Here is a 12,524-nt window from a genome sequence, read left to right on the forward strand (position 1 = left end):
ATGACCCAGCCGGCGCTGGCCCCGGCGAACGAACTGCACCGGATGCTCGACGACCTCGTCGAGCGGGTGCCCGCCGCCGAGCTGGCCGTGCTGACGAGTGCGGACGGGCTGTCGCTCGTCGCCTCCGGTGCGGTGAGCGCCGAGACGGGCGAGGTCGTGGCGGCCACCGCGTCCGGGTTGCACGCCCTCGCGGTGGCGGCCGGCGAGCAGCTGTGCGGGGGCACCACCCTGCGGTTGATCGTGGAGATGGAGCACGTGCTGCTGGCCATCGAGCCGGCCGGCCGGGACGCGCTGCTCGCCGTGGCCTTCACCGGCGCGCCCGACCCCGCCGAGGTCAACGGGCCGGTCACCGAGACGGCCGAGCGCGCCGCGCGCGCCCTGGGCCCGGGCCCGCGGCGGGCGGGCAGCGGTGACGAGCGGTGACCGGGGCGCACGACCTGGCCGACGAGGTCTGGTACGACGACGACGCCGGGCCCGTCGTGCGGCTCTTCGCGGTGACGCGCGGGCGGGTCGCGCGCGACGCCGGCCGGCTCGACGTGGCCGCGCTCGTCACGGCCGGGCCGTCGGCGACCGGGCTGGAGGACCTCACGCCCGAGCAGTCGGAGATCCTGCGGCTGTGCGCGCGGCCCGTCTCCCTGGCCGAGGTCGCCGCGCACCTCGCGCTGCCGCTGAGCACGGCCCGGGTGCTCGTGTCCGACCTGCAGGGCGCCGGGCTGCTCGCCGTCGGGCCCGGGCGCTACGCCGACGCGCCGTCGGAGCAGCTGCTGGGCAAGGTGCTCACCGGGCTGCGTGCCCTGTGACGCGGCGCAGCACGCCGGTGGCCCTGCTCGACGCCTGCACCGCGGGCGTCGGCGCGCTGCGCCGGGCCGGGCTGGGCGGCGGCGCCCTCGCCACGGTGGCGGTCACCGTTGCGGGCACGGGCGCGCTCGTCGCGGGGTTCCTGTGGCCGCCGGCGGTGCCCGAGCCGGCCGCGGGCGCGCCGCAGGTCGCCGCCGCCGGCCCGACGTCGGCCGGGCACCCGGGCGCGATCTCGCAGCAGATGGGGTCGGCGGCCGCGCCGCCGTCGTCGGCCGCGCCGTCGCGCAGCGCGTCGTCCGCGCCCGTGAAAACCGCCGCGCCGGTACCCCTCACCGCCCGCTTCGCCCGCGGCGCCGACGGCGGCCTCGCCGGCTACTCGGCCACGATCACGGTCGCCAACCCGGGCGCTGCGGCGGCGAGTGGCTGGACCGTCACGCTGACCCTGCCGCGCAACTCGCTGAGCGTCACCGACGTCTCCGGCGCCACGGTGACCCGCGACGGCGCCGTGTGGACGTTCATCCCGACCGCCGACACGGCCAAGGTGGGCCCGGCCGCGTCGGTCACCGTGTCGTTCCGCGTCAGCGGAGCCGCCCTGCTGGATGCGACCCCGACCGCGTGCCGCATCGACGCCAACCCCTGCCAGGGCGTCGGCTGAGGCGGCCCGCTCAGAGCAGGCCGAGCTCGCCCGCCCGGCGGATCGCGTCGGCCGGCTCGTCGACCTCCAGCGCGCGCAGGATGCCGCGGATGTGGGTGCGCACCGTGGTGACGGAGACGTTCAGCTCGGCGGCGATCTCCCCGACGGGGATGCGCGCGGCCAGCCGGCGCAGCACGTCGGCCTGGCGGGCGCTCAGTGCGGGTACACCTTCCGGATCCCCTCGATTGGGATCCGCTCGATGCTCGACCGCGAGGTGCGGCATGTCCTGCTCGCGCAGCAGCCGGCGCAGGATGACGTCGGACTCGTAGACCGCCCGGACGCCGCCCTCCTCGGCCATGAACTCCACGGCGGTGCGCAGCGCCTCCGCCGCGCGCTCGTCGTCGCCCTGGCGGGCCACGCCGGCGGCGAGCAGCAGCCACGCATCGACGACGACGCCGACGGGCAGGTCGAAGCGGGCCAGCACCCGGTCGGCGCACTCGATCGCGCGGTCCGGGTCGCCGCCGGCGAGCTGTGCCACGCCGCCGAGCAGCTCGACCTCGGGCAGGTCCGGGTCGAGGTGGTCGAGGGCGTCGCGCACCTCCTGGTGGCGGCCCATCGCGATGAGCAGGCGCAGCTCGGTGAGGGCCAGCTGGCTGCGGATCCACGGGCGCGGGTGCCGGCCGGTCGGCGCGCGCCGCACCGCCGACAGGGCGGCGGGCAGCTCGCCGCCGGCGCGCAGCAGCCGGGCGCGGACGAGGGCGAGGGTGTCGGCGAAGGTGTCGCGCTGCGGCTGGCCGGCGAACGCCTCGAGGCCCTCCTCGGCCGAGCGCAGGTACTGCCAGGCGGTGTGGATGTCGTACCACTCGGCGGCGACCCAGGCGAGGGTGGCGTCGGCGACGTGCGGGCGGACCGGGTGGTCGAGCTTGCCGGGGACGGCGGGGGTGGTCTCGGCCAGTGCCAGGGCGCGCCGGGCGGCGTCGTAGGCGACCCGCAGCCTGCCCCGGTGCGCCTCGGCGAAGGCGAGGTGCTCGGCGCAGTACACGAGCAGGGCGTTGCAGCGGTGCCCGGCCGCGGCCAGGGCGGCCTCGGCGAACAGCTCCGCCGCCTCGGCCAGCCGGCCGGCGCACAGCGCCGCGGTCGCCCGGCCGGACAGGACGAACACCCGCAGCTCCGGGCGGGCCGCCCGCCGCTGCCGGTCGGCCCGCTCGAGCAGCCGGGCGGCCGCGTCGGCGGTGGCGGCGAGGCGGTCGAGGTCGGCGGTGAAGTACGCGAGGGACTGCTGCACCAGGCACGCCGACAGCGCCAGGGCGACCGGGTTGTCCACGCCGGCGAACGCGCCGAGGCCGGCCGGCCCCGCACCGGCGCGGGCCATGAACCGCTCGGCGGTGGCGTGGTCGCCGCGGGCCAGGGCAAGGGCCGCGGCGACGACGACGCCTTCCGGCGTGGCCGGCTCGTCCGGCGCGGCGGACAGCAGGCCGGCGAGGCGCCCCTCGGGGCCGTCGAGGATCAGCTCGCCCGCCGCGAGGTCGTCGACCACGATCCGGGCGGCCTGGTCCCAGGCTCCGGCCTCAGCCGCCTGCGCGACGGCGCCGGGCACGTCGCCGGCCGCGGCGAGGAAGCGCGCGGCCCGCAGCCGCACGGCCCGCGCCTGCGGCGGCGGCGGCGCGAGGCGGTCGCGCAGCATCGCGGCGAAGAGCGGATGCATCCGGTACACCGACCCGCCCGCCCCGCCCGGCCCGTCCCCGCCGGTGCGCTCCAGGAACGCGCCGGCCTCGGCGAGCTCGTCGAGCACGTCGGGGTCGGGGTCGCGCCCGCCCGCGGCCGCGGCCAGCTGCGGCGTGAACGCGTCCAGCAGCGCGACGCCGGCCATCAGGGCCCGCTGCGGCTCGGTGAGCGCGTCGGCGATCTCGCCGGTGAAGTACTCGGCGACGTGCGGGTGCTCGGTCAGGTTGGGCACCCCGGCGCCGGGCGTGGCCTCCATCGCCAGCGCGCACAGCCGGGCACCGGCGATCCAGCCGCGGGTCTGGCGCATCACGTCGGCGAGCTCGCCGTCGGTGACGCCGACGTCGTGCAGGGCGAGCAGCTCGCGGGTCTGTTCGGCGTCGAGCAGCAGGTCCTGCGGCGGCAGCTCGCCGAGCTCGTCGGTGAGGCGGTAGCGGTGCACCGGGAAACGGGGCCGGCGCCGGCCGACGAGCAGCAGCCGCAGGCACTCGGCGTGGCGCACCACGTAGTCGACCTCGGCGTAGAGCTCCGGGCCCAGCCAGGTGGCGTTGTCCAGGACCAGCAGCAGCGGCCGGTCCCAGCGGGCCAGCGCCGCGGCGACGTCCATCGCGGTGCGGTGATCCGCGGGCGCGCCGCTCGTCAGCCGGGCCGGCAGGACGACGCCGGCGCCGCGCAGGGCGGCGAGCAGGTGCCGCCACAGCCGGTCCGGCTGCCGGCCGTCGTCGCGGTCGAGGGTCAGCCAGGCGACCGGGTCGCCGCTGCCCGCCTCGCCGGCCCAGGCGGCCACGAGCTGGGTCTTGCCGGTGCCGGCCGGTCCGGTGATCATCGCGACCGGCAGGTCGGTGAGGCTCCACAGCTCGTCGTGCAGCTCGCGGCGGGGCAGGGCGCGCGGCACCACCTCCGGCACGGTGAGCTTGGCGCGCAGCACCGAGGTCGCGTCGTCCGATCCGGCGCGATCGATCGAGCCCATGCGCCGTCACCTCCCTCCCGGGCGCCGTGCAGACGCGACGTCACCACCGGTAGTAATAGCCGCTTTCGATGCCCTACGGCAACGATCCGGTGCGCAGCGTCGCCCAGACGACCTTGCCGGCGTCGGTCCGCGTGGCGCCCCACGCGGTGGCCGTGCCGGCGACGATCCGCAGCCCGTTGCCGCGGATCTCCAGCGGCGCCTCGCGGCGGGCGGTCACCTCGATGACGGCCGGGAGGGTGGGCTCGGCGTCCTCGACGGCCAGGTGCAGCATGGTCCCGCGGCGCGACGCGGTGACCGTGAACGGCGTCCGGGCGTGCTCGACCGCGTTGGTCGCCAGCTCCGACACGATCAGCCGCGCCGCCCGGAGCAGCGGCGCGAGGTCCCAGGCCAGGACGGTGTCCCCGACGAACGTCCGCGCCGCCGACGGCCCGAGCACGGTCGGCTGCAGGCGCAGGGCGACGCGGCCCAGCGGGGGCGAACGGCGGTCGAGGTCGGCGTGCGCCGCGGCCGCGGCCCCGTAGACGGGCACGCGCAGCGCCACGCCGGTCGACTGCAGCTGGCTGCGGTCGGCTTCGGCGGCCACCACGAGGACCGGCACGGGCGGCTCGGCGGCGGCGCCGCGCCGTTCGGCCAGCAGGACGGCGCCCAGCACCGCCGGGTCCGCGTCCTCGATCGCCGCCAGGTTCAGCAGCAGCGCCCGCGGTTGCTCGGCGAGGGCCTTGCGCACCGCGGCCGCGAGGTCGATCCGGACGCGGCCGGTCCACGGGCCGGCGACGACGACCTCGACGATTCCTCGTTCGACGTCGCCGCGCAGCACAACAGACGGCTCGAGCACGGCGGCCTCATTCCCGACCCCACCTCGGGAGATCCCCCCGACCCCACCTGGGAGATCGATCTGCATCCGCAGTGTGCGAACCCCGGCGACCGGCTGTCAAATTCGCCGCCTCATATCGGACAGCCATACGGCGCGCAATGCGATCACTCGCGCCTTTTCTTAGGAGTTGTATAGATCGCTTGGTGACGGGCGCCACTATCAGTAGGTTCCGGGCATGCGGCACATTCGAACCCTCATCGTCGCGGTTTTCGTCGCTCCACTGGCCTGGGTCCTCCTGGCGCTCGGCCAGGTGCGCTCGGACGGCGCCTTCGGCGACACCCTGCACGCGAGCAGCTTCGTCAAGCCGGCGCTGCTGCTCGCCGTGGCCGGCCTGCTGCTGGGCCTGCTCGCCACGCTGCGCATCTCGCCGCTGGGCGCGGTCGCGATCGGCGTGGTGTACACGCTGAGCTATGCCCTGTTGCTCGTCGCTCCGGCGCGGGTGACCCGTCTTCTGCCGGACGACTTCTACGTGGCCGGCCACAAGCTCGACCTCTCGGCGCCGCTACGCTCCGGGGTCGCCATGGTGCTCGGCGTGCTGCTGCTCGTCGCGGCGGCGAGCGCGCAGCGGTGGCGCGCCTGGCCGCGGCCGGACGCGGAGGAGCCGGGCGGGTCGAAGCTCGACGACGACCGGCCGCTGGGCACGGAGGGCCTCGGCCTCACCCCGTACCGCGACTCCCAGTCCTCGTACGACTCGCCGCCGTCCTCTTTCGAGGACGAACTGCCCACCCGCGAACGCACGCTGGCCGGCCAGGACACGTACCGCTGGTAACACACAGCGTTTAGCCCGGACGCCGCCGGGCAGCCGGTCGCGATGCGCGCCATCGTGATCGAGCGGTTCGGCGGCCCGGAGGCCCTGGTGTACCAGGACCTGCCGGAGCCGGAGCCCCTGGAGGGGCACGTCGTCATCGAGGTCAAGGCATTCGGGCTCAACCACGCCGAGATGCACATGCGCCGGGGCGAGTGGGCCGAGGCCGCCAAGGTCAGCGGCATCGAGTGCGTCGGGCTCGTGAAGTCCTGCCCCGGCGGTGAGTTCCCGGTCGGGGCGAAGGTCGCGGCCCTCATGGGCGGGCTCGGGCGCACGATCAACGGCAGCTATGCGGAGTACACCCGGGCGCCCGTCTCCAACGTCGCGCTGATCGAGTCCGACCTGCCGTGGGCCGACCTCGCCGCGATACCGGAGACCTACGCGACGGCGTGGACGTGCCTGTTCCGCAACCTGGAGATCGAGGCCGGCCAGACGCTGCTCATCCGCGGCGGCACGTCCTCGTTCGGCCAGGCCGCCATCAACCTCGCGGTCAACGCCGGCGCCCGGGTCATCGCCACCACCCGCCGCCGCGACCGCCGGGCGATGCTGGAGGAGCTCGGCGCCGAGCGCGTCGAGCTCGAGTCGGCGGACCTGTCCGTGCGCATCCCGGAGGCCAAGAGCCTGGACGCGGTGCTCGACCTGGTCGGCAACAGCACCATCCTCGACTCGCTGGACACGCTGCGCCGCGGCGGCCGGGCGTGCCTGGCCGGCTGGCTCGGCGGCCTCGCGCCGATCCACGACTTCAACCCGCTGCTGCAGATGGCCAGCGGCGTGTACCTGACGTTCTTCGGCAGCTTCGTCTTCGGCCGCCCGGGCTTCCCGCTCTCCGACGTCCCGCTGCAGGAGATCGCCGCCGACATGGCCGCGGGCCGCCTGCGCGCGCACCCGTCGCGGGTCTTCGGCTTCGACGAGATCCGCGAGGCCCACCGGATCATGGAGGCCGGCGAGGCCGGCGGCAAGATGGTGGTCGTGCGTTAGTGTGCCTGCTCGGGGGTACGGGATCCGCCCCGCAGGTACTAGTTTCTTGGCCATGGGTTCCGTTGCTCTGGCCGAGGAGTTACTCCTGCTGGCCTACGATGACGAGTCGGGCCGAGCCACCGGCTCCACCATCGGTCTCGATCTGGGCATGGCCGCCGCCGTGCTGGTGGAACTGGCCTTGGCCGGCCGGCTCGTGTACGTCGGCGGGACGATCGCCGCCATCAACTCGACCCCGACCGGCGAGCCGATCGCCGACGAGGTCCTGGCGCGGGTGGCCGCCGACACGCCGCACTCGCCCGACTCGTGGCTGCAGCGCCTGCGCCACGGCCTGCGCGACCGCGTCCTGGCCGACCTGTGCGCCCGCGGCGTGATCTGCGACGTCGACGAGACCACGATGGGCTTCATCCACCTGCACCGGTACCCGACGATCGACCCGTCGGTCGAGGCCGAGGTCCGCGAGCGCCTGAGCAAGGCCCTCATCGGCGGCGACACGGACCCCGACGAGCGCACCGCGGCGCTGGCCACGCTGGTCGCCGCGGTCCGCATGGAGCCGGCCCTGGGCCTGACCGGCCCCGACGTGGCCGCCGCGCACCACCGCCTCCAGCAGATCGGCGACACCGCCGGCTTCACCGGCTCGGTGAGCATGGAGGAGTCCTCGATCCGCCCGTCGGTCGCGCTGGTCGTCGCGGTCCTGGTCAAGGCGATCCAGACCGCCCTGGGCACAGCGCACGAGTAGCCGTGCTCGCCCTCGCCGGCATCGACCTCGACGAGCTCACCACCGCCCTGCAGGACCAGGGCGGCTACGACGACCACCGCTGGCTGATCGACCCGGCGACCGGCGAGATCGCGTTCTGGACCCCGGAGCTCGGCCTCGACGGCCGGGGCGACGCCGCGGACGAGGAGGAGCTGGACGAGCGGGGCCTGTTCCCGATCGACCCGATCCCGTCCCGCGTCTGGTACCGCGACATGGCCGACTTCGCCGCCCGCCTGACCGACGACGGCGCGCGGCGCCGGCTGGCGCGGGCGCTGGACGGCCGGGGCCCGTTCCGCCTCTTCGGCAACGCGGTGCACCGGGAGCGCGCGGACGTGCTCACCGCCTGGAACGCGTTGCGCAACACCCGGGCCCTACGCCACGCCGTCGACTGGCTGGCCGACAACAACCTGATCCCCGAAGCGGAGGCCACCGCCTTCCACGCGGCCCACCCCGACCCCCCGGTGCCGTAACCGGCGAAGCAGCACCCCTCGAACGGCGCGCGTACGCTTCATCGTGCGGGGCGCGTCGGGGAGCGGCTAAGGAGACGGGCGTGGACGTCGGCGACATCGTTGAGGACTTCGTGCTGGCCGACGACGAAGGGGTCGAGCGGTCGCTGAGCGGGCTGCTGGAGGGCGGGCCGGTGGTGCTGTTCTTCTATCCGGCGGCGCTGAGCCCGGGCTGCACCATGGAGGCCTGCCACTTCCGGGACATGGCCGGCGAGCTGCGCGCGGCCGGTGGGCAGCCGGTCGGGATCAGCGGGGACGCGATCGAGCGGCAGGCCGAGTTCTCGTCGAAGCACTCGCTGGGCTATCCGCTGCTGTCCGACGCCGACGGCAAGGTGCGGGCGACGTTCGGCATCAACCGCTCGTTCGGGCTGCCGCGGCGCATGACGTTCGTCATCGACACCGACCGGCGGGTGCTGGCGGTGGTGAAGAGCGAGATCCGGATGTCGGTGCACGCCGACAAGGCCCTCGCGGCGCTCCAGCAGCGGGCGCGGGGCTAGGCCGCCGCTCGCAGCTGGTCGTCGAGCACCGCGAGGAGGCGGGCGTGCTCGGCCTCGGTGCCGATGGCCACGCGGCGCTCGGGGTGGTCGTGGTACTCGTTGATGGCGCCGGTGATGACGTCGGGCGCCACGCCCCACAGGCGCGCGGGGCCCTCCTGCTCGACCAGGTCGGGGAATGCCCGGTCCCAGCGGGCCCGCAGCGGCTCGTGGAAGATCGCGCGCACGACGAGGCCGTCCGGGGTGAGCTCCATCGTGCGGAACCAGGCGCGCGCGGCGATGACCGTCACGGCGAGCGCCAGCACGGCCATCACGCCGGCCACCCACCGATCGTTCCACTCGGGAATCGTCCGGCGGGCGTGCACCACCATCACCGGGATGGAGAGCCACGCCGCGACCGCGACCGCCACCATCAGCGAGCGCAGCCGCGGCGCGGCGGGCACGACGAAACGGCCGGGCCGCACCCGGAACGCCCGCTCGCACCCGGGGACCCAGCCGTGCAGGCCGAACGCGATCCAGAACAGCGGGTGGTACGACGCATGCAGCACCACCCGCCGCCAGCCTGTCAGGGTGCCGTCGTCGATGTGGGGCTCAACCCACAACTGGAGCCAGGCCAGAGCGCCGGCGAGCAGCGCCCCGGACACCACCCCGACGATCCAGACCCCCTTGCGCACACCCCCGATGGTACGGACCGCTGTCGATCCTGTACGCCCCGTGCCGGCCCGAAGTTACGCCGGGCGATACGTCAGCAGCGTGAGCCCGTCGCCGACCGGGCGGGTGCCGACCAGGCTCAACGCCGTGGGTTGCGACGCCTCACCGAACAGGCGCTCGCCGGCGCCGAGCACCACCGGGAAGATGACGAGGCGCAGTTCGTCGACGAGGTCCAGCGACAGCAGCGCGCGGCACAGCCGGTAGCTGGCGTAGACGAGGATCTCGCCGTCGATCTCGCGCTTGAGCCGGGCGACCTCCTCGGCGACGTCGCCGCGCAGGACCGTCGAGTTGGCCCAGACGGGGTCGGCGAGGGTGGCGGAGACGACGTACTTCGGCATGGCGTTGAGCCGCTGCGCCCACGCCCCTTCGCGGCCGTTCCACCGCTTGCCGAACCACGCGTCGCTGCGCCGGCCGACCAGCAGGGCCGCGGCGCCCAGCGCCTCCTCCGTCTCGAGCTTCGCCCACGCCTCGAGGTCGGCACCGCCGTACCGGCCGAACCAGCCTCCCAGCCGGAAACCCTCCTCGCCGTCGGGGTCCTGCACCACGCCGTCCAGGGTGGTGTTCGTCGTGATCACGATCGTGCCCACCGGGCATCTCCCATTCGTCGTGCCATCGGTTGCCGGTGGTGCAGGCACCGCGGCGCCGCGAAAAGGGGCGGCGGCCGGGCGACCCCTTTTCGGCCCGGCCGGTGTCCATACTGGGCATGGAGATGACCGCCGAACTGATCGCGCGGGCGCGGGCCGGTGACGGCGAGGCGTTCCGGGCGCTGACCGAGCCGCACCGCCGCGAGCTGCAGGTGCACTGCTATCGCATGCTGGGCTCGTTCCAGGACGCCGAGGACGCCCTGCAGGACACGCTGCTGGCCGCCTGGCAGGGCTTCGCCGGCTTCGAGGGCCGGGCGTCGCTGCGCACCTGGCTCTACCGGATCGCCACCAACCGTTGCCTCAACGCGCGCCGTTCGGCCGGCCGGCGCCAGGCCAAGCAGTGGGATGTGCCCAATGTGGTACCGCCGGAGCCGACCCGGCTCGGCGAGGCCTTCTGGGTCGAGCCGATCCCCGACACCCTCCTCGACGGCGTCGCGCCGCTCGGCCCGGAGGCCCTGTACGAGCGGTCCGAGTCGGTCTCGCTCGCGTTCGTGACCGCCCTGCAGCTCCTGCCCCCTCGCCAGCTGGCGGTGCTCATCCTGCGCGACGTCCTCGGCTTCCACGCGAGCGAGGTGGCGGGGATGCTCGACTCGAGCGTCGAGTCGGTGAAGAGCGCGCTGAAGCGGGCGCGGGCCGCGCTGCAGGAGCGCCGCCCGGCGCCGGGCGGCGAGCCGGCGCCCGCTCCCGGCTCGCCGGCCGAGGACGCGATCGTCGCCCGGTTCGTGCGGGCGTGGGAGTCCGCCGACCTCGACGCCCTCGTCGGGCTGCTCACCGACGACGCGTTCATGGCGATGCCGCCGATGCCGTTCGAGTACGAGGGCCGCGACGTGGTGATCCGCTTCTGCGGCAACATCTTCGGCGCGGGCCGCCGCTTCGACCTCGTCCCGACGCGGGCGAACGGCCAGCCGGCGTTCGGCGCCTACCTGCGCACCCCGTCGGGCATCAGCCACGGCACCGGCCTCTACGTGCTCACCCTGGCCGGCGAGCGGATCTGCGCGCTGACGCGCTTCGAGAACGGCGTCCTGCCGTCGTTCGGCCTGCCGCGCTCCCTGCCCGCCCGTTGACCCCGCCCCCGGCCCGCGGTGAGCGGGCCGGGGGTCACGCCGCGGTGTAGAAGTCGCGCAGGACCCCGGCGACCTCGAGCGGTCGCCCGTCGTCCTCCGGGCCCTCGTGCGTGAGGCCCGGCAGCGTCCGGCGCTCGGCGTGCGGCAGCACCCGCTCGAGCTCGTCGAGGGCGCGGGCGAGGAAGCCGGGCCCGCGGGTGCCGCCGAGCAGCAGCACGCGCGCCGGCAGCCGGGCGTAGTCGGGCGCGGTGTCGGCCATCTCGGCGACGATTCGCATGTCGTAGCGCTCGGTCGGCACCAGCTCGGCGATGCTCGCCTCGTCGGGCCGGGCGCCGCCCTGCACGCGCAGGCCGAGCGCGATGACGGGGGTCAGCACCGCCCGGGGCACCCGCGCGAAGACGGGCTCGGTGCCGAGGCCCTTGAGCGCGGTCACGAGCGCGGCGGCGCGGTTGCCGGTGTCGAGCTCCCGCTCGTACCGCGGCACCCACGCCATCGGCGTCGACCCGCCGACCGACAGCGGCGGCTCGTAGAGGGCGAGCCGTTCGACCTGCGGTGTCGACAGGGCGGTCCGCAGGCTCACGAGTGCGCCGGAGCTCAGCCCGAAGACGAACCGGGCCTCCGTGGCGGCGAGGAGCGCCCGCAGGTCCTCGACCTCGCGTTGTACCGCGAAATCGGCGCCGTGCGGGCCGCTCATGCCGCGCCCCCGGCGGTCGGGGACGTAGACGCCGAAGCCGTCGGCGAGCGCGCGGGCGAGCCGCGCGAAGTGCTGTGCGGCCTTCATCCCGCCGTGGACGAGCACGACGCCGGGCCCCTTGCCGCCGTAGTGCCGGTAGCCGATCTCGGTCCCGTCGAGCGAGCGGACCGTTCCCTTGGTGTAGTCGGGCATGACCCCAAGCTTAGGTAAACTCGGTATACATTTCAACCGGGTGTACCGTAGCGGCTGTGACGGAGGAGCTCGGTCTTCGGCAGCGCCAGCGGCTGCGCATCCAGCAGGCGATCCAGGACGCGGCGACGCGCCTGTTCCTCGACTCCGGCTACGACGCCGTGAGCGTCAACGAGATCGCCGCCAAGGCCGAGGTGTCCAAGCGGACCCTGTTCAAGTACTTCGCGAGCAAGGAGGACCTGGTCATCGGCGCGTTCAGCGACCACCAGGACGAGCTCGCGCTGACCGTGCGCTCCCGCCCGGCCGGCACCGGCCCCCTGACCGCGCTGCGGCGGCACTTCCTGGACGGCCTGGACCGGCGCGACCCGATCACCGGGCTGGACGACCGCCCGCAGACCATCGCGTTCGTGCAGATGGTGCTGTCGGTGCCCACCTTGCAGGCGCGGCTGCTGCTCTACCAGACCCGGGCCGAGCAGGCGCTGGCCGAGGCCCTGCCGGACGACGGGACGGCCCGCCTCGCCGCGTACCAGATCTACGCCGCGCACCGGGCGCTCGCCGACGACAACCGCCGGCACCTGGCCGCCGGGGTCACGGCCGACGCACGCTACCCGGCCGCGGTCGAGGCCGCGAACGACGCCTTCGCGCTGCTGCGCCACGGCCTGGCGTCGCGCTACGACCTGGCCTGAC

The 12,524-nt window shown here is 75.0% G+C and carries 15 protein-coding genes; 10 read left to right on the forward strand and 5 right to left on the reverse strand.

What is annotated here, in order from left to right; all coding sequences use genetic code 11:
- The 3 genes from ABD901_RS36785 to ABD901_RS36795 are packed head-to-tail and all read left to right on the forward strand — an operon-like array spanning position 1 to position 1,453.
- Positions 1 to 423, forward strand: a complete 423-nt coding sequence (locus tag ABD901_RS36785) for a roadblock/LC7 domain-containing protein (protein WP_345134303.1) — start codon at positions 1 to 3, stop codon at positions 421 to 423.
- A complete protein-coding gene (locus ABD901_RS36790) occupies positions 420 to 800 on the forward strand; it encodes a DUF742 domain-containing protein (protein ID WP_345134305.1) in 381 nt (126 codons plus the stop codon). The genes ABD901_RS36785 and ABD901_RS36790 overlap by 4 nt, the downstream gene beginning before the upstream one ends.
- Positions 797 to 1,453 (forward strand): cellulose binding domain-containing protein, encoded by a 657-nt coding sequence (locus ABD901_RS36795; protein WP_345134308.1) that lies wholly within the window; start codon positions 797 to 799, stop codon positions 1,451 to 1,453. The genes ABD901_RS36790 and ABD901_RS36795 overlap by 4 nt, the downstream gene beginning before the upstream one ends.
- Before the next feature lie 10 nt (positions 1,454 to 1,463).
- Here ABD901_RS36795 and ABD901_RS36800 read toward each other — a convergent pair whose 3' ends face one another.
- Entirely contained in the window at positions 1,464 to 4,124 is a 2,661-nt protein-coding gene (locus ABD901_RS36800; protein WP_345134311.1) for a winged helix-turn-helix domain-containing protein, read from the reverse strand.
- A gap of 73 nt (positions 4,125 to 4,197) precedes the next feature.
- Positions 4,198 to 4,959 carry an ATP-binding protein gene (locus ABD901_RS36805; RefSeq protein WP_345134313.1) on the reverse strand — a complete coding sequence of 254 codons (762 nt, stop codon included), beginning with the start codon at positions 4,957 to 4,959 and terminating at the stop codon, positions 4,198 to 4,200.
- Positions 4,960 to 5,173: 214 nt separating this feature from the next.
- Here ABD901_RS36805 and ABD901_RS36810 point away from each other — a divergent pair, with 214 nt between their 5' ends.
- From ABD901_RS36810 to ABD901_RS36830, 5 genes are all read left to right on the forward strand, one after another.
- Positions 5,174 to 5,767 carry a hypothetical protein gene (locus ABD901_RS36810; protein WP_345134315.1) on the forward strand — a complete coding sequence of 198 codons (594 nt, stop codon included), beginning with the start codon at positions 5,174 to 5,176 and terminating at the stop codon, positions 5,765 to 5,767.
- 42 nt (positions 5,768 to 5,809) lie between these two features.
- Positions 5,810 to 6,781, forward strand: a complete 972-nt coding sequence (locus ABD901_RS36815; RefSeq protein ID WP_345134317.1) for a zinc-binding alcohol dehydrogenase family protein — start codon at positions 5,810 to 5,812, stop codon at positions 6,779 to 6,781.
- A 52-nt stretch (positions 6,782 to 6,833) separates the two neighbouring features.
- A complete protein-coding gene (locus tag ABD901_RS36820; protein ID WP_345134319.1) occupies positions 6,834 to 7,517 on the forward strand; it encodes a GOLPH3/VPS74 family protein in 684 nt (227 codons plus the stop codon).
- A gap of 2 nt (positions 7,518 to 7,519) precedes the next feature.
- Positions 7,520 to 8,005: a hypothetical protein gene (locus tag ABD901_RS36825; protein WP_345134321.1), complete on the forward strand. Its 486-nt coding sequence runs from the start codon at positions 7,520 to 7,522 to the stop codon at positions 8,003 to 8,005.
- An 80-nt stretch (positions 8,006 to 8,085) separates the two neighbouring features.
- The gene (locus ABD901_RS36830) at positions 8,086 to 8,538 is read left to right on the forward strand and encodes a peroxiredoxin (RefSeq protein ID WP_345134323.1); all 453 of its coding nucleotides are present in this window, start codon (positions 8,086 to 8,088) and stop codon (positions 8,536 to 8,538) included.
- On the opposite strand, the gene ABD901_RS36835 is transcribed toward ABD901_RS36830, so the two are convergent.
- Complete coding sequence (locus ABD901_RS36835; RefSeq protein ID WP_345134325.1) at positions 8,535 to 9,209, reverse strand: hypothetical protein; 675 nt, start codon at positions 9,207 to 9,209, stop codon at positions 8,535 to 8,537. The genes ABD901_RS36830 and ABD901_RS36835 overlap by 4 nt on opposite strands.
- A 54-nt stretch (positions 9,210 to 9,263) precedes the next feature.
- Complete coding sequence (locus ABD901_RS36840; RefSeq protein ID WP_345134327.1) at positions 9,264 to 9,833, reverse strand: dihydrofolate reductase family protein; 570 nt, start codon at positions 9,831 to 9,833, stop codon at positions 9,264 to 9,266.
- A 122-nt stretch (positions 9,834 to 9,955) separates the two neighbouring features.
- On the opposite strand from ABD901_RS36840, the gene ABD901_RS36845 reads away from it, so the two are divergent.
- Positions 9,956 to 10,954, forward strand: a complete 999-nt coding sequence (locus ABD901_RS36845) for a sigma-70 family RNA polymerase sigma factor (protein WP_345134329.1) — start codon at positions 9,956 to 9,958, stop codon at positions 10,952 to 10,954.
- Positions 10,955 to 10,988: 34 nt separating this feature from the next.
- Here the strand turns inward: ABD901_RS36845 and ABD901_RS36850 are convergent, their stop codons facing one another.
- Positions 10,989 to 11,840 carry an alpha/beta fold hydrolase gene (locus ABD901_RS36850; RefSeq protein ID WP_345134331.1) on the reverse strand — a complete coding sequence of 284 codons (852 nt, stop codon included), beginning with the start codon at positions 11,838 to 11,840 and terminating at the stop codon, positions 10,989 to 10,991.
- Between the two features lie 56 nt (positions 11,841 to 11,896).
- Here ABD901_RS36850 and ABD901_RS36855 point away from each other — a divergent pair, with 56 nt between their 5' ends.
- Complete coding sequence (locus tag ABD901_RS36855; protein WP_345134333.1) at positions 11,897 to 12,523, forward strand: TetR/AcrR family transcriptional regulator; 627 nt, start codon at positions 11,897 to 11,899, stop codon at positions 12,521 to 12,523.
- Position 12,524: the final 1 nt, after the last annotated feature.

This window comes from Dactylosporangium darangshiense (genome assembly GCF_039537565.1).
In the GTDB taxonomy this organism is placed as follows: domain Bacteria; phylum Actinomycetota; class Actinomycetes; order Mycobacteriales; family Micromonosporaceae; genus Dactylosporangium; species Dactylosporangium darangshiense.